This window comes from Nocardia sp. NPDC004123 (assembly GCF_053603795.1).
In genome coordinates this window covers 68,064-87,101 of sequence record NZ_JBSGGG010000028.1, presented here as the reverse complement: position 1 = coordinate 87,101, position 19,038 = coordinate 68,064, and the positions used below count along the sequence as shown (strand labels likewise).

Genomic DNA, 19,038 nt, shown 5'->3' with positions numbered 1-19,038 from the left:
AAAACCCGAGCGCGCCGCCGGAATTCACCGGCGGCGCGCTCGATTTGTTTGTGGCTCGGACGGTTTCGGGTGCGGCTCAGGCCGTACCGGCCGGGTACGACTCGGCCTGCTCGTCACGGAAGGTACGGATCAGCCCCTCCTGCACGACCACCGCCACCAGTTCCCCGGCCTGGTTCCAGATCCGCCCGCCGGTCAGCGCGCGGCCCGCACCCGCCGAGGGCGACTGCTGGTCGTAGAGCAGCCAGTCGTCGGCGCGGAACGGGCGCAGAAACCACATGGCGTGGTCGAGCGAGGCGTTCTGGGTGGGCTCGTCCGGGTGGATGACCTTGGACGAGCCGAGCAGGGTCATATCGCTCATGTACGCCAGGGTGCAGACGTGGAACAGCGGATCGTCGGGCAGCGCGTGCCGGTAGCGGAACCACACCTGCTGCTGGGCGGCGAGGCCGTCGCGGCGATCCACCTCCCCCTGCGGGATGGTGCGAATGTCCCAGTGCTCCCATTCGCGCATGGCCCACAGCCGTTCCGGGCTCATGGACTCCTTGGCGTCGGGCAATTCGGCCGGCGGCGGCACCGACGGCATCCGGTCCTGATGCTCGGGTCCCGCGTCGCCGACGTGGAAGGAGGCCGACATGGTGAAGATGGCCTCGCCGTTCTGCACGCCGGTGACTCGGCGCGTGCAGAAGGAGCGGCCGTCGCGGATGCGGTCCACCAGGTAGACGGTGGGCTGCTCCGGATTGCCCGGCCGCAGGAAATACCCGTGCAGTGAATGCACCTGATAGTGCGGATCCACCGTGCGTACCGCCGCCACCAGCGCCTGCCCCGCCACCTGCCCGCCGAATGTGCGTGGCAGCTGCGTCTTGGTGGACGCGCCACGGAAGATGTCGCGTTCGAGTTGCTCTATTTCGAGCGCCTCTTCGATCGTCGCCATGCACCCGTCCCTTCGCGTTTGTCGCGCTCAGGCTAACAACCGCGCAAATCTATCAATATCTCCACGATCGTTTCTGTTACGATACTTTCATGAGCTGGAAGCGCCGGACCCTCACCGCCGTGAGTTGCGTTGCCGCACTGGTGCTGTCGGCGGGCGGATGGGTGATCGTCCAGCACGACTTCGACATTCGCGCGGAGCGGGTCACCATCACCGGGGGCGCTCAACCGCTGCAGGGCACGCTGGCGCTACCGGAACACGGGGACGGACCGTTCGGGCTGGTGGTATTCGTGCACGGCGACGGCGCGGCCACCGCCGACCGCGACGAGTTCTACCGGCCGATCTGGGAGACCTTCGCGCAGGCCGGGTATGCGTCACTGGCGTGGGACAAGCCGGGTGTCGACGGCGCGCCGGGCAACTGGCTGGACCAGAGCATGCCGGATCGGGCCGCCGAGACCGAGGCCGCGATCGCATGGGCACGCGGGCGTCCGGACATCGACGCGGGCCGTATCGGCCTGTGGGGGATCAGCCAGGCCGGGTGGGTCCTGCCCGAGGTGGCGGTCCGGCATCCGGAGCTGCGGTTCATGATCGCGGTCGGCACGGCCGTCAACTGGATCCGGCAGGGCGAGTACAACCTGCGCGCCGAACTGCGCGAGCGGCACGCCTCCGACGACGAGATCGCCGCCGAGCTGCGGCGGCGCGAGAACGATCTGTCACTGCTGCGCGCGGGCGCGAGCTATGACCGATACCTCGCGGCCACCGCGGATTCCCCGCCCATGGCGGCGGACCGCTGGCGGTTCGTGAGCAAGAACTTCCGCTCCGATGCCACCGAAGCCCTTGCGCGGCTGCGGGTTCCGACGCTGCTGCTGCTCGGCGAGCACGACCTCAATGTCGATGTCGCCGAAACGGCGCGCGTGTACCGGGAATCGATACCCGCGAGCCTGCTCACCGTCCGGACCTTCCCGGACGCCTCGCACAACATCGTGAAGTTCGATCTCGACAAGCCCGACGGCCTGCGGTCCTTCCTGGTCGCACTGTTCGCGCCCCGATCCCTCTATGCCCCGGGCTATCTCGACGCGTTGCGCGAATACGCCGCCCAGCCACCGAACCACTGATGCTGCACAGGAGTACGTCATGAGGATCCTCGCCCTCGGCGCGGCGGGCGCGATGGGCGCCGCCGCCGTCGACACCGCCGCCCGGCTGCTGGGCGTCGAGCGGATCGTGATCGCCGATCGGGACGGGCAGGCCGCCGCGGCGGTGGCCCGGCGCCTCGCCGGCGCCCGGGTACCGGTGTCCGCGCGCCCGCTCGATGTCACCGACGCTCCCGCCCTGCGCGACGCGCTCGCGCAGGTCGATCTGGTGCTCAATACCGTCGGCCCCTACTACCGATTCGGCCGCACCGTGCTGAGCGCCGCGATCGACACCGGCACGCACTATCTCGATATCTGCGACGACTGGGAGCCGACGGTCGACATGCTCGGGCTCGATGACCGGGCACGCGCGGCCGGAGTGTGCGCGATCGTGGGAATGGGCGCCAGTCCCGGGATCAGCAATCTGCTGGCGGCGCTGGCGGCGGCCGAGCTCGACACCGTTCTGGACGCGTATACCGCGTGGCCGGTGGATGTTCCGGGCGCGGGCGGCGGTGCGGAGTCGCTGCTCGCCGACGAGCAGCCGACAGCGGCGGCCGTCCACTGGATGCAGCAGAGCAGCGGCAGTATCTCGGCGGTGACGGCGGGCCGGGTGGTCGCGCAGCGCCCTCTGCGCCCGGTCGAGCTCACCCTGCCCGGCGGGCGGCGCGGCACCGCCTACACCATCGGCCACCCCGAGCCGATCACCTTGCAGCGCAGCCTGAAACCGGTCGGCGACGCGGCCAACCTGATGGTGGTGACGCCGTCGACGCTGGCCTATCTGGAGATGCTGCGCCGCGATATCGACGCGGGCCGGCTCACCAATGAGGCGGCCGCGCAGGAGCTGGCGCGGCCGACGCTGGCGCGGATCGCCCGCTCGGTGCCGACGGCCCTGCGGACCCGGGGGCCGGGGAATCTGCCGCCGTTCTTCGCCGCTCTGTCGGGCCGGCGAGCCGGGCGCGAATATCGGGTGCTGGCACACCTGGACCCGTCGGTGGCCGGCGGCATCGATAAGCTGTTCGGCGATATGGCGCGGGCGACCGGGATGCCCTTGGCGCTGGGCATGTCCCAGGTCATCGACGGCCGCGCCCGCCGGCCGGGGGTGCATCCACCGGAGGCGGTCATCGACGCGTCGCGGTTCTTCGCGGATCTGGGCCGCGAATTCGGTGGCGGCTCACCGGTCGTCATCGAGCGGGAACCGGTCGGGTAGCACCGTGCATCGTGGAGTGAGGAGTACGCCGTGGACGATCTGATTCCGGCCACCGAGATTCCGACCCGGACGCTCGTGGAGAGCATGATCCGGGAGGACGCCACGATCGACGCCGGTGAGCTCTACGATGTCGCGGCCGTGCTCGGCATGAGCGATCAGCAGGTGCGGCTGTGCATCAAAAGGCTGGTGGCCGAGGGTCGATTCACGCACGAGGGGCGTGGGCGCAAGGCGGTGCTGCGCGCCACCGAGGACACCCGCGGGACCATCGAACCCGATCTGGAGTACTTGCGCTTCGCCTATGCCCAGGATCGCGGGGAGGTGCAGTGGGACGGCGTCTGGCATCTGGTGGCGTTCGCGGTGCCCGAGGCGAATCGGCAGGCGCGTGACGCCATGCGCGAGGACATCGTGTACCGCGGCGGCGCGCCGATCCAGGGCGGGCTGTATGTGTCGCCGCATGCATGGGAAGACCGAATCCGTTCCCTGGCAAGGAAACTCGGCATCGACGGGCAGCTCACCACGCTGTCGACCGATGAGCTCTCGGTCGGGGGGATCACCGGGGGTGCCGAGCTCGCGGCGCGATTGTGGCCGTTGGACCGGCTGGCCGCCGGGCACGAGCGGCTGCTCGCGGCCGCCGAGCGCACCCTGCCGGCGCTGCGCACCGCGGATCCGACCCGGCAGCTCTCGCTGGCAATCACTTTGGCGAGCGAGTTCGATCGTGCCGTCGTGTCCGATCCGCTGCTGCCGCCGGAGCTGCTTCCCGAGCACTGGATCGGGGTGACCGCGCGCGCCGCCGTGGCGGACTGCTGGGCGGCGCTGAATGCCGCTCCCCTGCCGCCGATTCGGCTGTTCCGCTGGTACGCGGAGGCGGTCGCCGAGATCACCACCCCCACCGGCGCCCGGGATTAGACCGACAGCACATCATCCCCCGGCCCGGTCGTGGCGGTGACCCGGAACCCGGAAAATCCTTACGGTTTGCTTACGCCCAGCGGTGGCAGCATGTGCTGACGGGCTCACGCTCGATGAGGGACATCGCTGAAACGGGGGGTGCCAGTGTTGGCAATAGCCGAGGTCGATCAGGCCTTGGCCCGGCTCGATGCCGACCATGGTGAAATCGCCGCGAATCTCGCGGAGCCGGAAAACGATCCAGGCGTCCGGTTTCTGGACGGGGTGCCGCTGACGGGTGCGAGCGCCATCGGCCATCCACTGCCGGAGCGGCCCGATGGCGACGATGCCCTCGCGCTGCACGAGCTACTCCATTCCGCCCCTTGCGATCTCGCCGCCACCACCCGCGCGGTGGCCGAGTTTCAGCGGGCTATCACCGAGAAGACGGCATGACCATGACCCACTGCCTGCGGCCGGATTGCGGCGGCACCATTCAGGACGGCTTCTGCGACGAATGTGGGCTGGCGCCTGCCGCACCGGCACAGCACGTTTCGGCACCGGTCCTCGCGGCCACCTTCACCGAGGCCGCGCCGACGCCCGATGGGCATCCGGTTTCCCGGACCGGGGTGGGCTCGGCCCGCTCGGGCCGGCAGAGCCGCCGCGGCTCCAGCCGCTCCTCCTCCCGCTCGACCCGCACCGCGCGGTCCAGCCGGGGCCGCCTGGGCGCGGGCCTGGTGTCGATTCCGCAGGTGCCCTACCGGGATCCGTCCACGGCGGTCATGGCCGATCCGCAGGTGCCCGAGCACGAACGCTTCTGCAGCAACTGCAATCAGCGGGTGGGCCGCGGCCGCGAGGGGGTGCCGGGCCGCACCGAGGGCTTCTGCCGCCAGTGCGGCACCGCCTACTCCTTCACCCCGAAGCTGACGGCCGGAGATCTGGTGGCCGGGCAGTACGAGGTGCTGGGCTGTCTGGCCCACGGCGGCCTGGGCTGGATCTATCTGGCCCGCGACCGCAATGTCAGCGACCGCTGGGTGGTGCTCAAGGGCCTGCTCGACACCGGTGACGCCGACGCCCTGGCGGCGGCGGTGGCCGAGCGGCAGTTCCTGGCGTCGGTGGAGCACCCGAACATCGTCAAGATCTTCAACTTCGTCCGCCATCCCGACCCCCGCACGCAGGAGCCGGTCGGCTACATCGTCATGGAGTACATCGGTGGGGCATCGCTGAAAGAGCTGCGCTCCCAGCATGATCCGGCCGGACGGCTGCAGCCGTTGCCGCTGGCCCGGGGGCTGGCCTACATTCTCGAGATCCTGCCCGCGCTCGGCTACCTGCACGGCTTGGATCTGCTGTACTGCGATTTCAAGCCCGACAATATGATTCAGACCGAGGAGCAGCTCAAGCTCATCGACCTCGGCGCCGTCCGGCACATGGACGACGAGGACAGCGCCGGGTTCAAGACCGACGGCTACTGTGCGCCGGAGCTGGAAACCCAAGGCGCGTCGGTGGAGTCGGATCTGTTCACCGTGGCGCGGACACTGGCCGTGCTGACCTTCAACTTCGACTACCAGCACGCCTACCGGTACACCCTGCCGCCCGCGACGGAGGTGCCGGTGCTGGCGCAGTTCCCGTCGTTCCGGCGGCTGCTCGAGCGCGCCACCGCCGCCGACCCGAACGAGCGGTTCGGGTCCGCCTCGGAGATGGCCGAGCAGGTCACCGGCGTGCTGCGCGAGGTGGTGGCCGCCGAGGACGGGCAGCCGCGGCCGGCGCTGTCGACCGTGTTCAGCGGCGAGCGTGCGGCTTTCGGCGCCGACCCGCAGCAGTGGCCCGCGACACCGGACCCGCTCGCCATCGTGGCGGCACTGCCGGTGCCCATGGTCGATCCGTCCGATCCCGCGGCGGGCTTCCTGGCCACCACCTCGATCGGTGATCCCCGGCAGCTGGTGACCGCGCTGGAGGCCGCACCGGTGTCCTCGCCGGAGGTGGCCCTGGCACTGGTCCGCGCCCGCATCGAGAGCGGCGACTTCGACACGGCCACCGCCGAACTCGCCGCACTGGAGGAGTCGGAGGACGCCGACTGGCGGATCACCTGGTATCGCGGGGCGACCGCCCTGGCCCGCCGCGACTGCACCGCCGCCCGCGAGCATTTCGACACCGTCCACGGCATGCTGCCCGGTGAGGCCGCGGCCAAGCTGGCGCTCGCTGCGGCCCGGGAGTGCGCGGGTGAGTTCGACGCCGCGTCCCGGCTGTACCTGCAGGTGTGGCGGACCGACCACGGATACCCCAGTGCCGCCTTCGGTCTGGCCCGCACCCGGCTGCAGGAGCGCGATATCGACGGCGCCATCGCCGCCGCGGAATCGGTGCCCGCCGGCTCCAGCCATCACACCGCCGCCCAGCTCGCCGCCTTCGGCGCGCAACTCGCGGGCGGGTCGGACCGGCACGGGTATCTCGTCGCCGCCGGCGCTCGCCTCAGCGGTCTGCCGCTGGATCCGGAGCACAGGGCGTGGCGCAGCATTGCCGTCCTCGACGCCGCGCGCACCCTGGCGGCCGCCCAGCCGGTCGAGCCGGGCGCGACGGTGCTGGGCTGCCGATTCGCCGATCGCGAGCTGCGGACCGCGCTGGAATCCCAGTTCCGGACACTGGCGCGACTGGCCCCCGACAAAGTGACGCGGCGGGATCTGGTGAACCGCGCCAATGCCATTCGCCCCGTCAGCTGGGTGTGAGCCATGACGACGACACTCGAGGAGACGACCGACGTGTGCCCGGCGTGCGGAGCGCGATGCGCCGACGGCGACCGATTCTGCGAGGACTGCGGCGCAGCGCTGACCGGTGAGATCACGCCGGCGGCCGTGCCCGACCGGTGGCAGCTCGACCTCGGCGCGCTCGCCGCGGTCAGCGATCGCGGGAAACGGCACGCGCACAACGAGGATGCGATGGCGCTGCGCGTCCTCGACGGCACCCGGATCCTGGTGGTGTGCGACGGGGTGTCCAGCTCCGAGCACGCCGCCGACGCCGCCCAGCGGGCCGCCGCCACCGCCGCGGACCGGCTGGCGGCCGCGCTCGGCGCGGGTCTCGGCGCGGAGGGGGCGACCCTGCTGGCCATCGGCGCGGCGGCCGAAGCCGTTGCGGCCCTGGGTGATCGGGGCGAACTGACACCGTCCTGCACCATCGTGACCGCGGCGGTCACCGCGACCGCGGTCACCGTCGGGTCCATCGGCGACAGCCGCGCCTACTGGCTCACCGCCGACCCCGCGGCCACCCCGCCGCGCCGGTTGAGCATCGACGATTCGGTGGCGGCCGGGCTGGTGGATCTGGGCGTCGACGAGGTGACCGCCATGTCCATTCCCGACGCGCACACCCTCACCGCCTGGCTCGGGGCCGACGCCGACGGCGTCGAACCCCATCTGCGCACCTTCGTCCCGGACGGGCCGGGCGCGGTGCTGCTGTGCAGCGACGGACTGTGGAACTACTACCCCGACGCCGCCGCGCTCACCGCGCTCGCCCTGCCGTCCGCTCTGACCGACCCCCGCGCCGCGGCCCACCAGCTGGCCGATCGGGCGCTGGCCGCCGGCGGCGGCGACAACATCACCGTCGCCGTCGCACCGTTTCCCGCCCTCTCGAGGAATGACCGATCATGAACGACCCCTTGGGTTTCCGCATCGACACCTTCCAGAACGAGTACCTGCCCGCCGGTGCGACGCGGGTCGACGCGGTCGTCACCGTGAGCGCGACCGGCGGCGGCGCGATACCGGGCGGCGGCGGGGCGGCCGAGGTGATCATCGTCGACTGCTCGGGCAGCATGGACCACGCCTACGGCAAACTGGCCGCCGCCAAGAACGCCACCGCCGCCGCCATCTCGGCGGTGCGCGACGGCGTGGACTTCGCCGTGGTGGCGGGCACCGACCAGGCGCGCATGGTGTACCCGGTCACGCCGTCGCTGATCACCGCCTCCCCCGGCAACAAGGCCAATGCCATTGCGGCCGTGCAGAACCTGCGCGCCGGGGGCGGCACCGCGATCGGCACCTGGCTGCGGCTGGCGCGGCAGCTGTTCGGGGACCGGGCCGGGCTGCGCCACGCCATCCTGCTCACCGACGGCCGTGACGAGCACGAGACGCCGCAGCAGCTCGACGCCGAAATCCAGGCCAGCACCGGGGTGTACGTGTGCGACTGCCGCGGCGTCGGCACCGATTGGGAGATCGCGGAACTGCGCAAGATCTCGAGCGCGCTGCTCGGCACCGTCGACATCGTCGCCGACCCCCGGGATCTGGTGGCCGACTTCCAGGCCATGACCACCACCGCCATGGGCAAGTCGGTCGCCGATGTCGCGCTGCGGCTGTGGACCCCGCGCGGGGCCACCGTGAAATTCGTCAAGCAGGTCGCGCCGGAGCTGCTGGACCTGACCGGGCGGCGCACCGAAACCGGCACGCAGACCGGCGAATACCCGACCGGCTCCTGGGGTGGCGCGGAGAGCCGCGACTACCACATCTGCGTCGAGGTCGCGCCCGGCGGACTCGGCGATGTCATGCTCGCCGGGCGGGTCGCGCTGGTGCGCGGCAGCGGGGATCGGGCCGAGGTGCTGGGGCAGGGACTGATCAAGGCCGTGTGGACCGACGACGTCGCCCAGTCCAGCAAGATCAGCCCGGAAGTGGCCCACTACACCGGGCAGGCCGAACTCGCCGGGGTCATCCAGGAGGGCCTCGCCGCGCGCCGCGACGGCGACCTCGACACGGCCACCAGGAAACTCGGGCGCGCGGTGCAGATCGCCGCGGCCTCCGGCAATGCGGACACGGCCAAACTTCTGGAGGGCGTGGTCGACGTGCTCGATGCGCGGACCGGGACCGTGCGGCTGAAGTCCGCGGTGCGCAAGGCCGACGAGATGACCTTGGACACGCGGTCGACCAAGACCTCCCGCGTGCACAAGCGGTGAGGGGACGACCATGCTGACCTGTCCGGCGGGACACGATTCGGTGGCCGGCGACTACTGCGATGTGTGCGGGCTGCTCATGGACCCGGGCGAGAAACCCTCGCCCGCACCGGAACCCACGGGGGTGCCGTGCCCGGTGTGCGGCGAGCCGCAGACGGGACGGTTCTGCGAGGGGTGCAGTTACGACTTCGTGGCGGGCGGGCCCGGGGTGACGCGGGCCGCGCCGGCTGCCACGGTGGTCGTGCCGGCACCGACCGTGGTCGCGCCCGCGCCGGCGATGGGCGCGCCGCCCGCGTTCGAGGTACCCGGAACCACGTGGACGGCAACCGTTTTCGCTGACCGCGAGTACTTCGACACCATGCGCAGCGAGGACGACGACGTCGAATTCCCCGGGTACTGCCCCGAACGCGTCTTCGCGCTGCAGGGCACGCAGGTCCGGGTGGGCCGCTACAGCGCCTCCAAGGGCATCGATCCCGAGATCGATCTCACCGGTCCCCCACAGGATCCGGGCATTTCGCACCTGCACGTGCTGTTCGTCGCCCAGCCCGGAAACGGCTGGGCCGTCATCGATCTCGGCTCCACCAACGGCACCCGCGTGAACGCGGCCGCCGATCCCATTCCGCGTGGGCAGGCGGTGCCGGTGCGATCCGGTGATCGGATCCACCTGGGCGCGTGGACCACTCTCACCCTGAAGCAGGACACCCCGTCATGACGACGATGCTCACCCGTCCCCAGACTGCACGCACCGAGGCCGATCCGGGCGCGCTCGCGCGGCTGCGCGGACTGCTGCCCGGGCGGTCGGACACGCCGGGCTGGATCCGGCTGCTGGCCATCGCCGCGGTCGTGCTCACCGCGGTGACCGCGCTGGTGATGGCCGCCGACGCACGAACGACCCGGCACGGTATCGACGTCATCGGCAACCACACGGCACCGACGGTGACCGCCACAGAGGATCTGTACTTCGCGCTGGCGGACATGGACGCGCAGCTGGCGAATGTGCTGCTCGCCGGAAACGATTCGACGCTGGCGAGCGTACGCAAGAACGCCCTGACCGCCTACGAGCAGCGGCGCGTGCAGGCCGACGCCGACCTGCAGCAGGCCATGACCATCGCCACCAATGACGATGCGTCCCGCCAGATCCGGGAGCTGCTCGACAAGTTCGGACAGTACGAGGCACTGGCCGCGGACACCTTCCAGCTCGGCGATCTCGACCGCGGGGCAGCGGGACAGCCCTCGGCACGCACCCTGGAGGCCTACCGGGCGGCGACGGGGATGGTGCCGGAGCTGCTGTCGCGCGCCCAGAAACTGGCCGACACCAACAGCGGTGTGCTGAGCCAGGCGTACCAGGACAGCGAGCACACCACGGTCGCGGCCCGCGTGCGCATCGCCGTGCTGGGGCTGCTGCTGCTCGTCGTGCTGGCGGGATTGCAGGTCGTGCTGCGGGTGATGCTGCACCGGCGGGTCAACCCGGCGCTGGCCGCGACCACCGTGCTGATGCTGGGGGTGCTGACCGGCGGCTACCTCGCGAATGCCTCGGCGGCACACCAGCTCACCGTCGCCAAGCAGGACGCCTTCGACTCGCTGCTGGCGCTGCGGCAGGCGCGGGCGCTGAGCTACGACGCCAATGCCGACGAGAGCCGGTACCTGCTCGACCCCGCACGCGCGGCGACATACCAGCAGAGCTACTTCGAGAAAGCGCAGCGACTGGCCGGCGTCCAGGTGCGCGGCGTCGACGACTACGCGGGCGCGCTCGACCAGGCGATCGGCGCACACAGCGGCGATCTCGCGCAGGCCATCAGCGCCGACTCCTTCCTCGGCCAGGAACTGCGCAACATCACCTTCTCCGGCGAGCGCCAGGCCGCCGAGCAGAACCTGCTCACCTATCAGGCCTACCAGCACGACGATCACGCGCTGCGCGGACTGGCGGGCTCGGATCTGCGGGCGGCCATCGCCCTCGACACCGGTGCTTCCAACGACCACTTCGCCGCCTACGACAAGGCCCTGGTGTCGACCATCGACATCAACCAGCACGCCTTCGACACCGCGATCACCCAGGGCGAGAGCGATCTGTCGGGCTGGAGCACCTGGCTCCCGTACGGCGCGGCCGTGGTCGTCGCGGTGCTGGTGCTGCTCGGTGTCCGCCCGCGCCTGGCCGAGTACCGCTGACCGGAGGTGACCGGGCACCAGACCTCGGCCAAGATGGTCTCGTGCCCGATTTCACCGCCATCAGCCCCGACGCCCTGTACGCACTCATCGCCGAGCGGGCCATGACGCTGGCGGGGTATGCGGTGATCGCGGTCGACGGCGCGGATGCCGCAGATCCGCTCACCGTCGCGAACGGCGTCGCCGAACTCCTGCGCACCCGGGGCCGTCCCGCCGCGGTGGTGTCGCTGCATGATTTCGTGCGGCCCGCCTCCGTGCGCCTGGAATACGATCGCGACAGCGAATTCACCTACCGCACCGGGTGGTTCGACTACGCGGCGCTGAATCGTGAAGTCCTCAAACCGCTCCGGGACACCGGGCGCTACCTGCCCGCGCTCTGGGATGAACGCGCCGATCGCTCCGCCCGCGCTCGCATCCGCACCGCCGACGACACCACGGTGCTGTTCATCGCCGGACCCATGCTGCTCGGGCGCGGACTGGACTTCGATCTGACTGTCGGCCTGCGCATGTCGGCGGGGGCGCTGCGCCGCCGGACGGACGCCGCGAGCCTGTTCACCGTGGACGGGCTGCTCGAGTTCCAGCGCGAGCACGCCGAAGAACCCGATATCCAGGTCGCCTGGGACCATCCGGACCGGCCGGCGATCCGGGTCGGCTGAACCCGCCCGACAATCCTGATCGGCCGAGCCGCGGAACGGAACTCAGCGCGATTCCGCCTGCTCCGCCAGGGCCCCGAACGCCGCCTTGGGCTCCCAGGTCAGCGAACCGCTTTCGGGCTGAAGGACTTTCACCAGTCCCGGGCTCGCCAGGTCCAGGTCGAATGCGAGGTCGTCGCGGTGCGGCAGGTCGTAGCGGGCGAAGCAGTAGTAGAAGGCGGCGTCCACGCCCGCGGTATCGAGGATGCCGAGCAGGTCGGTGAGGTGGTCGGCCTGGGCGGGCTCGTCACGCTCGTAGACGCCATCGAGGCGTAGCGGCCTCGCGGTGTCCGGGTCCCATTCGATGATGTCGAAGCCGTGCGGGCCCGCATCGGGCGCGCCGCGGAAGGACGGGCAGCCGAATTCGGTGATGGCCACCGGCTTTCCGAGCTGCTCACCCTGAGCGACGTAGGCGCGCATGGTGTCCCGATAGCCGGGGGCCAGCTCCGCGCCGCGGTATCCGGCGTCGGTGGCGAGGATGTCGAAGAGCTCCCAGTCGACCTGCTCGAACGGCAGGCTGCAATAGGTCAGCCTGCCGCGGAACCGGTCCCGGGCGATCGCGGCGGCGCGGGCCAGGAGATCGTTGACGCGAGCGGGGATTCCGGCGAGCGCGGCCTGACCCGCCGGGGTGCGGAGGGCGGCGGCCCGCTCGGCCAGGGTTTCGCCGGGCAGGTAACCGAGCACGAACATGGCGAGCTCGGACCCGACCGCCAGCACGATCTCCGCGCCGCTCGCACGCAGGCGTTCCGCGTGTTCGGCGCAGTCGGCGACGACGGCGAGGACCTCGTCCTCGGTGACGTCGTTCAGGAACGGGCACACCCAGACCTCCAATCCGGCGGCCGCGGCCTCGGAGGCCGCCAGATTCAGCCGTTCCGGGTACCCGCCGGTGATGCGGACCGCGCCGCAGTGCAGGTCAGCGCGGATGACTCGCATGTCCTCTCGGACCCGTGCGATATCGAACGGCTCGTGGGTGCTGCTGCCCAGGTTCACGAAGCCGGTGTCGTAGCAAACGCCGATCGCTCTCATCGGCTACCTCCTCCATTTACGGTACTGTTCGTACCCTAGTTGCGACCATAGCCCGCTGCGAACCGGTCTCGCAAGGTACGCTCAGTACCGTTATGAGCGAATCGACAGAGCGCCCGACCCGCCGCCGCGGCCCGGCACTGGAACAGGCGATCCTGCGCGCGGCCGTGGACGAACTGCTCGAATCCGGATACCCCGGGATGACCATGGATGCCGTCGCCGCCCGGGCGGGCACCAACAAGAACGCCATCTACCGGCGCTGGCCCAACCGCGCCGCACTGGGCGTCGCGGCGTATCGGCAATTGACCTCGGCAGCGCTCGAACTGCCGGACACGGGCGCCCTGCGTGCGGACGCGCTGGAGTTGTTGCGCCGCGCCAACTCCCATCTGTCCTCGCCGCTCGGCGAGATCCTGCGCAGCCTGCTCTCCCAGCTCGCGAACGAGCCCGAACTGCTCGCGCAATTGCGGGAACAGTCCGGGGACGCGGGGACCCGGCCGTGGCTCACCATCCTCGAGCGGGCGGCCGACCGCGGCGAGGCCCCGCCCGCGGCGTGCGTGGCCCGGGTCGCCACCACGCCGATCGACCTGCTGCGCAACGAGTTCGTGACGCGCGGCGTGCCGACGGTGCCCGACGACGTGCTGGTGGACATCGTCGACACCGTGTACCTGCCACTGATCCGCGGCTATTCGGCTGCGAGTCACCACCGGGGCGAGATCAGGCCGCCCAGGGCGAATCGAGAATGACCTCGACGAAGTCGCCGCGCCGGAATCCTGGCGAGAAGTGTTCCAGGACATCGGCTTTCACATTCCCGAAGGTGGTGTCCGGGCGATGGGCGATCCCGTCGGTGAAGGCGGCCAGGATGCGGCGCTTGAAATCCGGGCGCGGGTGGGCGCGGATCACCGCGGCGCGCTGCTCCTCGGTGACATCGTCGTAGCCGATGCCGAGCACATCGAGCTCGACACCGGCGGTGACCAGGGCGATCTCGGGTGCCATGTGGGCCGGGATCTCCGGGGTGGTGTGCAGAGCGATTGCGGTCCAGGCGATCTCGGCCCGCTCGGCGGGGATGCCGTGCGCGCGCAGGAAGGCCCGGGCTTCGTCCGCGCCGTCGATCTCGAAGCGCTGCCGGGAATCCTGGTGCCGGGGTGTCAGACCCAGGTCGTGGAACATGGCCGCCACGTAGAGCAGTTCGGGGTCGTAGCCGAGCCCGCGGCGCGCACCCTGCAGCGCACCGAACAGGTAGACCCGGCGGGAGTGATCGAAGAGCAGTTCGCCCGCGGTGTCGCGGACCAGTTCGGTGGCCTCGCGGGCCAGAGCGCTGTCGGGGATGGCGATATCGGCAATGTGTTCCATGGCAACCACACTCGCCGAACCGATAGGAGCGGCACCGTGTCTTTCCGGACAGGAACCCCACAGATCCGGACATGCCCGAGTGCTAGGTTCGGGTGGGTGGGCAGGAAGCGAATGGCGGTGCTGGCCTTCGACGGCGTCCGGCTGCTCGATGTCACCGCCGTACTGGAGGTGCTGAGCACCGCCGCCGGGTCGGGCGCGCGCTATGACGTGACGCTGTGCTCACCGGATGGCGCACCGGTCACCACCGCGGCGGGTACGCGCCTGCTCGTCGACGCGGCTGCGGCCGAGGTGGGCCGCGTGCACACGCTGATCGTGCCGGGCGACGACCGGTTTCCGCACTCCCCCGTCGACAGCGCGATTCTGGACGCCGTTCGCGCCCTGTCGCCGTCCACGCGCCGCACGGCTTCGGTGTGCACGGGCGCTTTCGTCCTGGCGCAGGCCGGTTTTCTCGACGGCCGCCGGGCGACCACACATTGGCGGCATGCCGCCCGGCTGGCCCGCGCGTACCCGTCGATCACGGTCGAACCGGATGCCATCTACATTCGCGACGGCAAATACCTCACCTCGGCCGGAGTCAGCGCGGGTCTCGACCTGACCCTGGCCCTGGTCGAGGAGGACGAGGGCGCCGACCTCGCCCGCGAGGTGGCCCGGGAACTGGTCGTCTTCCTGCGACGGCCAGGCGGGCAATCGCAGTTCTCGGTGGCGTCCCGCACCGCGGTGCCGCGCCGGGACGATGTGCGCGCCGTCGTCGACGAGGTGTTCGCCGACCCGGCCGCCGACCATTCGCTCACCGCCATGGCGGCCCGCGCCGCCGTGAGCACCCGGCAGCTCACGCGCCTGTTCCGCGACGAACTCGACACCACCCCGGCGGTATTCGTGGAATCGGCGCGCGTCGAGGCCGCACAGGCGATGCTGGAGGCCGGGGCCTCGGTCACCGCCGCCGCCCACCGATCCGGTCTGGGCAGCGAGGAATCCTTGCGCCGCATCTTCTTCCGGCGCTTCGGCATCACCCCGTCCGCCTATCGGGCCCAGTTCCGGACCGCGCGCCGGGCCTGACCGGACGGTGCCGGCGCGGTCAGGCCGTCCCGGACTCGAGCAGGGCCTTGGCGCGATCCAGACCGGAAACCTCTGCGGTCATGGTCTTCTGGACCGGGCGGTTCATGAGCAGCTTCTTGAAGCCCGACAGTTCCGCGGCCAGCGAGAAGGTCACCGCGGTGCCCGCCGCCACCGGCGCGAAGGCATAGGTGACCGTGGGACGCAGCGGTCCCGCGATGCCCTTCAGGACGACCTTCTCGTTCGGGAGGTACTCGGTGATCTGGACGTCGGCGGGGATGCCCCGGCCGCCGGGACCCGAGACCGTCTGACGGTAGACGGTGCCCACGGCGGGCGGGCCTTCGGCGGTGATCTGCTTGACGCCGGTACGCCAGCGGGCGCTGTTGGTCGAGTCGGCGAAGAAGGCGAACACTTCGTCGATGGGGCGGGCGATGGTCACCGTACGGGACGCGGCGGGCATGGCGGTCCTTTCGCCTCAGGGGTGTTCGGCAGCGATGCTGGTTCATGACACCAGCAACCGGGCGGCCGGGCCACCACCCGGGCGGCGTGTCCGCGCCCGGATTCGCAGCGCCAGCAACGACCCGGTGACGGACATGACATAGGCCAGGACACGGGTGAGCCACCCACAGGTGAAGTGGTCGATTACCAGCATGCTGGCTCCTTGCCGGAATGGCTGTTCATGACGATTCACCGGTGACTGAGCCGAAGACTGGCGAGGAAGTACCAGGCAGTAAATATTTGTCGCAGTACAGTCCGCAACAATTAGCTGGGGTTTGCTGAACGGTATGCACGCAGGTAGCCGCCGGTATGGGCGGGCCCGGAGCACCGCGGCTGCCACGTATGCGGTCATTGACACCTGGCACCCACCCGGCAACCCGGCAAGGGCCGAAGGTCACTCGTGCACAATGCGATTGCGGAACAGTGCACAATGCCACCGCGAAACCACCTGAGATCCTCGGTCTGCCGACTTCGGCAAGAATCTCCAATTCCGTCCGATACCAACGGATTCCCCGACCGATTGAACGACCTATCCGTCCCCGCTCCGGGCGGTTCTCACCGCGCGATCCCGCTGATACGGTTCCGCTCCGGTCCAGAGCAATACAAATCAAGGGGATTCATGACGTACCAAGGTGTTCCGGCTCCGGGATATCCGATGCAGCCGCCACCGCCCAAGAAGCGGAAGATCTGGCCGTGGATCGTGGGGGCACTGCTGCTGTTCATCGTGCTGCCGTTCGCAGCCTGCACAGCGGTGTTCGGCAAGGCCGCGAACGACGTCGCCAAGGAGTCCAAGCGCACCGTGGATGTGCGCTACGAGGTGACCGGGTCCGGCGAAGGCACATACGTCAAGCCGTCGATCACCTACAGCATCGGCGACACGGGATCGGGGACGAACACAGCGGCACAACTGCCGTGGAGCAAGGATGTCACCCTGACCGGCTTTCTCAAGATGGCCACCCTCACCGCGACGGCCGCCGACGATGACAGTGCGACCATCACCTGCCGCATCGTGCAGGGCGACAAGGTGCTGGTGGAGAACACGGCCACCGGTTCGCTGGCCATGGCCACCTGCACCACGGATCTGAGCAATATCATCGGCAGCAAGTGAACGACAATCGCCGGGTGGTTCGAAGACCACCCGGCGATGTCGAATCAGATTGTCGCGGAGCCGTTTACCGGCCGGAGCCGACTACCAGCCGCGCTCGGCGAGGCGGTGGGGCTGGGGGATCTCCTCGACATTGATGCCGACCATGGCCTCACCCAGGCCGCGCGAGACCTTCGCGAGGACATCGGGGTCGTCGTAGAAGGTGGTGGCCTTGACGATGGCGGCAGCACGCTCGGCCGGGTTGCCGGACTTGAAGATGCCCGAGCCGACGAAGACGCCCTCGGCGCCGAGCTGCATCATCATGGCGGCATCGGCGGGGGTGGCGATGCCGCCCGCGGTGAACAGCACGACGGGGAGCTTGCCGGTCTCGGCGATCTCGGCGACCAGCTCGTAGGGGGCCTGCAGTTCCTTGGCCGCGACGTAGAGCTCGTCCTTCGGCAGGGAGGTCAGGCGGCGGATCTCGTCGCGGATCTTGCGCATGTGGGTGGTGGCGTTGGAGACGTCGCCGGTGCCGGCCTCACCCTTGGAGCGGATCATGGCCGCGCCCTCGGTGATTCGGCGCAGCGCCTCGCCCAGGTTGGTCGCGCCACACACGAACGGGACGGTGAAGGCGAACTTGTCGATGTGGTTGGCGTAGTCGGCCGGGGTCAGCACCTCGGACTCGTCGATGTAGTCGACACCCAGCGACTGCAGGATCTGCGCCTCGACGAAGTGACCGATGCGGGCCTTCGCCATGACGGGGATGGAGACGGCGTTGATGATGCCGTCGATCATGTCCGGATCCGACATGCGGGACACGCCACCCTGGGCGCGAATGTCGGCGGGGACCCGCTCCAGCGCCATGACCGCGACGGCGCCGGCATCCTCGGCGATCTTGGCCTGCTCCGGCGTGACGACATCCATGATCACACCGCCCTTCAGCATCTCGGCCATGCCGCGCTTGACGCGGGCGGTACCGATGGTGGGGGTGGTGTCGGGCGTGGTCACGGCAAACTCCTGGGTCATGTGGGCCAATCGGTCGGATCGCTCGGAATCGAACAGGTCGATTCTAGGCGGCGCTTTCAGGCCACTTCATAGCCAGTCCGACACGACTGGACTGCCCGCTCCGCAAGGGATGACGGGCGTCACAGCGCCAGGGTTACCGCGTCGCCACTAGAGCGGTCCGACGACGAAAATCGTCGCCCAGTACTCGGCCGCGGCCGGACCCATCAACGGCTCCAGGAAGTCATAGAGCAGGTAAGACACGAAGAATTTTCCACCTTCCACACACGGTCCGCCGATTCCGTTGCGCGGCAAACCTTCCCAGGGACCCTAGCCGAGACTGCGCCACAGATCACGGAAGGTCCGGGAAGCCGCCGGTCAGCCCAGGGTGTAGACGTACCGGCTCGTAGGCACCAGATCCAGGTTCAGGTGCGCGCCGAAGCGGACGACGCTCTCCATCATGGCGGTCACGCGCCGCTGCAGTTCCGCGTCGTCCCCGCCGCTGCCGTAGAAGGCATGTGCGCTGGTCATGGCCGCCATCGGGAACAGTTCCTCGACGAGGGCGTCGACCCGCTTGCCGTCGGTGATCGCCTCGGTGACGGTGTTCTGGACGTAGCCGAACGTGTCCTGCGTCTCGATAGCCACTGGCGTGTGCAGGACGTGCCACCGATGCAGCCACTCCTCGCGCGTCAGGTCCTCGGGAATCCGCAGAATCGCGATATTCGCCAGCGCGTCGGTCCGGACCCCGTCCTCGACCACCGGGGGCTCGATGGGCCGGCGCTCATCCACGACCCAGCCGTTCACGTCGTCCGCCACCGTCCGCAGCACATCGGTGACCGCCGCGTGCCCGCCCTCGGTCCACACGCTCACGATGGCGTCGATCGGCGCGTCATAGGTGGTGTGCTTCACCTGCGCGGCCTCGACATCGGCATCCCGCACATTCACCTGATAGGCCGTCACCCCCACCCCGGCCAGCTCTTTGCGCAGCTCCTCGCCCCGCAGCCGCTCCCCCAGCCCCGCGCCCCACAACACATACATCAACTTCATGCCGTAAGTCCTTGCCACAGATCGCCATTGATCGCCCCACCGTAGCCCCGCCCGCCGCCCGGAA

At 69.9% G+C, this 19,038-nt stretch carries 20 protein-coding genes; 13 read left to right on the top strand and 7 right to left on the bottom strand.

The features are described 5' to 3' along the window. Nucleotides 1–76: 76 nt before the first annotated feature. Nucleotides 77–928, bottom strand: a complete 852-nt coding sequence (locus tag ACWEQQ_RS34705; protein WP_452340150.1) for an acyl-CoA thioesterase — start codon at nt 926–928, stop codon at nt 77–79. An 89-nt stretch (nt 929–1,017) separates the two neighbouring features. Between ACWEQQ_RS34705 and ACWEQQ_RS34700 the strand changes: the two genes are divergently transcribed. From ACWEQQ_RS34700 to ACWEQQ_RS34655, 10 genes are all read left to right on the top strand, one after another. Continuing rightward, nucleotides 1,018–2,040, top strand: coding sequence for an alpha/beta hydrolase family protein (locus ACWEQQ_RS34700; RefSeq protein WP_452351171.1), 1,023 nt, complete (start codon nt 1,018–1,020; stop codon nt 2,038–2,040). Nucleotides 2,041–2,059: 19 nt separating this feature from the next. After that, on the top strand, nt 2,060–3,262 hold the full coding sequence (locus ACWEQQ_RS34695) for a saccharopine dehydrogenase family protein (RefSeq protein ID WP_452351170.1): 1,203 nt from the start codon (nt 2,060–2,062) through the stop codon (nt 3,260–3,262). 84 nt (nt 3,263–3,346) lie between these two features. After that, nucleotides 3,347–4,168: a PaaX family transcriptional regulator C-terminal domain-containing protein gene (locus tag ACWEQQ_RS34690; protein WP_452351209.1), complete on the top strand. Its 822-nt coding sequence runs from the start codon at nt 3,347–3,349 to the stop codon at nt 4,166–4,168. 174 nt (nt 4,169–4,342) lie between these two features. Beyond that, nucleotides 4,343–4,597 carry a hypothetical protein gene (locus tag ACWEQQ_RS34685; RefSeq protein WP_452351169.1) on the top strand — a complete coding sequence of 85 codons (255 nt, stop codon included), beginning with the start codon at nt 4,343–4,345 and terminating at the stop codon, nt 4,595–4,597. Then, nucleotides 4,594–6,861 carry a tetratricopeptide repeat protein gene (locus tag ACWEQQ_RS34680; RefSeq protein ID WP_452351168.1) on the top strand — a complete coding sequence of 756 codons (2,268 nt, stop codon included), beginning with the start codon at nt 4,594–4,596 and terminating at the stop codon, nt 6,859–6,861. Before ACWEQQ_RS34685 ends, ACWEQQ_RS34680 begins: the two co-directional genes overlap by 4 nt. A gap of 3 nt (nt 6,862–6,864) precedes the next feature. Then, on the top strand, nt 6,865–7,776 hold the full coding sequence (locus ACWEQQ_RS34675) for a protein phosphatase 2C domain-containing protein (protein ID WP_452351167.1): 912 nt from the start codon (nt 6,865–6,867) through the stop codon (nt 7,774–7,776). Next, complete coding sequence (locus ACWEQQ_RS34670) at nt 7,773–9,065, top strand: VWA domain-containing protein (RefSeq protein WP_452351166.1); 1,293 nt, start codon at nt 7,773–7,775, stop codon at nt 9,063–9,065. Before ACWEQQ_RS34675 ends, ACWEQQ_RS34670 begins: the two co-directional genes overlap by 4 nt. 10 nt (nt 9,066–9,075) lie before the next feature. After that, nucleotides 9,076–9,774, top strand: a complete 699-nt coding sequence (locus tag ACWEQQ_RS34665) for an FHA domain-containing protein (protein WP_452351165.1) — start codon at nt 9,076–9,078, stop codon at nt 9,772–9,774. Next, the gene (locus ACWEQQ_RS34660) at nt 9,771–11,228 is read left to right on the top strand and encodes a hypothetical protein (RefSeq protein WP_452351164.1); all 1,458 of its coding nucleotides are present in this window, start codon (nt 9,771–9,773) and stop codon (nt 11,226–11,228) included. The genes ACWEQQ_RS34665 and ACWEQQ_RS34660 overlap by 4 nt, the downstream gene beginning before the upstream one ends. Before the next feature lie 41 nt (nt 11,229–11,269). Beyond that, nucleotides 11,270–11,881, top strand: a complete 612-nt coding sequence (locus tag ACWEQQ_RS34655) for a nucleoside/nucleotide kinase family protein (RefSeq protein WP_379395158.1) — start codon at nt 11,270–11,272, stop codon at nt 11,879–11,881. A 42-nt stretch (nt 11,882–11,923) separates the two neighbouring features. Here ACWEQQ_RS34655 and ACWEQQ_RS34650 read toward each other — a convergent pair whose 3' ends face one another. After that, nucleotides 11,924–12,943, bottom strand: a complete 1,020-nt coding sequence (locus tag ACWEQQ_RS34650) for a hypothetical protein (RefSeq protein WP_452340159.1) — start codon at nt 12,941–12,943, stop codon at nt 11,924–11,926. Between the two features lie 92 nt (nt 12,944–13,035). On the opposite strand from ACWEQQ_RS34650, the gene ACWEQQ_RS34645 reads away from it, so the two are divergent. After that, entirely contained in the window at nt 13,036–13,683 is a 648-nt protein-coding gene (locus ACWEQQ_RS34645) for a TetR/AcrR family transcriptional regulator (protein ID WP_452340160.1), read from the top strand. Here the strand turns inward: ACWEQQ_RS34645 and ACWEQQ_RS34640 are convergent. Further along, nucleotides 13,655–14,290: an HD domain-containing protein gene (locus tag ACWEQQ_RS34640; protein WP_452351163.1), complete on the bottom strand. Its 636-nt coding sequence runs from the start codon at nt 14,288–14,290 to the stop codon at nt 13,655–13,657. The genes ACWEQQ_RS34645 and ACWEQQ_RS34640 overlap by 29 nt on opposite strands. Nucleotides 14,291–14,401: 111 nt before the next feature. Between ACWEQQ_RS34640 and ACWEQQ_RS34635 the strand changes: the two genes are divergently transcribed. Beyond that, a complete protein-coding gene (locus tag ACWEQQ_RS34635) occupies nt 14,402–15,346 on the top strand; it encodes a GlxA family transcriptional regulator (protein ID WP_452340182.1) in 945 nt (314 codons plus the stop codon). A gap of 19 nt (nt 15,347–15,365) precedes the next feature. Here ACWEQQ_RS34635 and ACWEQQ_RS34630 read toward each other — a convergent pair whose 3' ends face one another. Beyond that, nucleotides 15,366–15,803, bottom strand: coding sequence for an SRPBCC family protein (locus tag ACWEQQ_RS34630; RefSeq protein ID WP_452340162.1), 438 nt, complete (start codon nt 15,801–15,803; stop codon nt 15,366–15,368). Between the two features lie 42 nt (nt 15,804–15,845). Further along, nucleotides 15,846–15,995: a hypothetical protein gene (locus tag ACWEQQ_RS34625; RefSeq protein ID WP_452351162.1), complete on the bottom strand. Its 150-nt coding sequence runs from the start codon at nt 15,993–15,995 to the stop codon at nt 15,846–15,848. A gap of 465 nt (nt 15,996–16,460) precedes the next feature. Here ACWEQQ_RS34625 and ACWEQQ_RS34620 point away from each other — a divergent pair, with 465 nt between their 5' ends. Then, a complete protein-coding gene (locus ACWEQQ_RS34620; RefSeq protein WP_452351161.1) occupies nt 16,461–16,949 on the top strand; it encodes an MmpS family transport accessory protein in 489 nt (162 codons plus the stop codon). Between the two features lie 81 nt (nt 16,950–17,030). On the opposite strand, the gene pdxS is transcribed toward ACWEQQ_RS34620, so the two are convergent. After that, nucleotides 17,031–17,933: a pyridoxal 5'-phosphate synthase lyase subunit PdxS gene (pdxS, locus tag ACWEQQ_RS34615; RefSeq protein ID WP_452340165.1), complete on the bottom strand. Its 903-nt coding sequence runs from the start codon at nt 17,931–17,933 to the stop codon at nt 17,031–17,033. A 372-nt stretch (nt 17,934–18,305) separates the two neighbouring features. After that, the gene (locus ACWEQQ_RS34610; RefSeq protein WP_452351160.1) at nt 18,306–18,974 is read right to left on the bottom strand and encodes a hypothetical protein; all 669 of its coding nucleotides are present in this window, start codon (nt 18,972–18,974) and stop codon (nt 18,306–18,308) included. Nucleotides 18,975–19,038: the final 64 nt, after the last annotated feature.

Excerpts from the sequence above, each read along its gene's own strand:
- ACWEQQ_RS34705 (WP_452340150.1), bottom strand. The coding sequence starts at position 928 with ATGGCGACGATCGAAGAGGCGCTCGAAATAGAGCAACTCGAACGCGAC.
- ACWEQQ_RS34700 (WP_452351171.1), top strand. The coding sequence starts at position 1,018 with ATGAGCTGGAAGCGCCGGACCCTCACCGCCGTGAGTTGCGTTGCCGCA.
- ACWEQQ_RS34695 (WP_452351170.1), top strand. The coding sequence starts at position 2,060 with ATGAGGATCCTCGCCCTCGGCGCGGCGGGCGCGATGGGCGCCGCCGCC.
- ACWEQQ_RS34690 (WP_452351209.1), top strand. The coding sequence starts at position 3,347 with ATGATCCGGGAGGACGCCACGATCGACGCCGGTGAGCTCTACGATGTC.
- ACWEQQ_RS34680 (WP_452351168.1), top strand. The coding sequence starts at position 4,594 with ATGACCATGACCCACTGCCTGCGGCCGGATTGCGGCGGCACCATTCAG.
- ACWEQQ_RS34675 (WP_452351167.1), top strand. The coding sequence starts at position 6,865 with ATGACGACGACACTCGAGGAGACGACCGACGTGTGCCCGGCGTGCGGA.
- ACWEQQ_RS34670 (WP_452351166.1), top strand. The coding sequence starts at position 7,773 with ATGAACGACCCCTTGGGTTTCCGCATCGACACCTTCCAGAACGAGTAC.
- ACWEQQ_RS34665 (WP_452351165.1), top strand. The coding sequence starts at position 9,076 with ATGCTGACCTGTCCGGCGGGACACGATTCGGTGGCCGGCGACTACTGC.
- ACWEQQ_RS34660 (WP_452351164.1), top strand. The coding sequence starts at position 9,771 with ATGACGACGATGCTCACCCGTCCCCAGACTGCACGCACCGAGGCCGAT.
- ACWEQQ_RS34650 (WP_452340159.1), bottom strand. The coding sequence starts at position 12,943 with ATGAGAGCGATCGGCGTTTGCTACGACACCGGCTTCGTGAACCTGGGC.
- ACWEQQ_RS34645 (WP_452340160.1), top strand. The coding sequence starts at position 13,036 with ATGAGCGAATCGACAGAGCGCCCGACCCGCCGCCGCGGCCCGGCACTG.
- ACWEQQ_RS34640 (WP_452351163.1), bottom strand. The coding sequence starts at position 14,290 with ATGGAACACATTGCCGATATCGCCATCCCCGACAGCGCTCTGGCCCGC.
- ACWEQQ_RS34635 (WP_452340182.1), top strand. The coding sequence starts at position 14,402 with ATGGCGGTGCTGGCCTTCGACGGCGTCCGGCTGCTCGATGTCACCGCC.
- ACWEQQ_RS34630 (WP_452340162.1), bottom strand. The coding sequence starts at position 15,803 with ATGCCCGCCGCGTCCCGTACGGTGACCATCGCCCGCCCCATCGACGAA.
- ACWEQQ_RS34625 (WP_452351162.1), bottom strand. The coding sequence starts at position 15,995 with ATGCTGGTAATCGACCACTTCACCTGTGGGTGGCTCACCCGTGTCCTG.
- ACWEQQ_RS34620 (WP_452351161.1), top strand. The coding sequence starts at position 16,461 with ATGACGTACCAAGGTGTTCCGGCTCCGGGATATCCGATGCAGCCGCCA.
- ACWEQQ_RS34610 (WP_452351160.1), bottom strand. The coding sequence starts at position 18,974 with ATGAAGTTGATGTATGTGTTGTGGGGCGCGGGGCTGGGGGAGCGGCTG.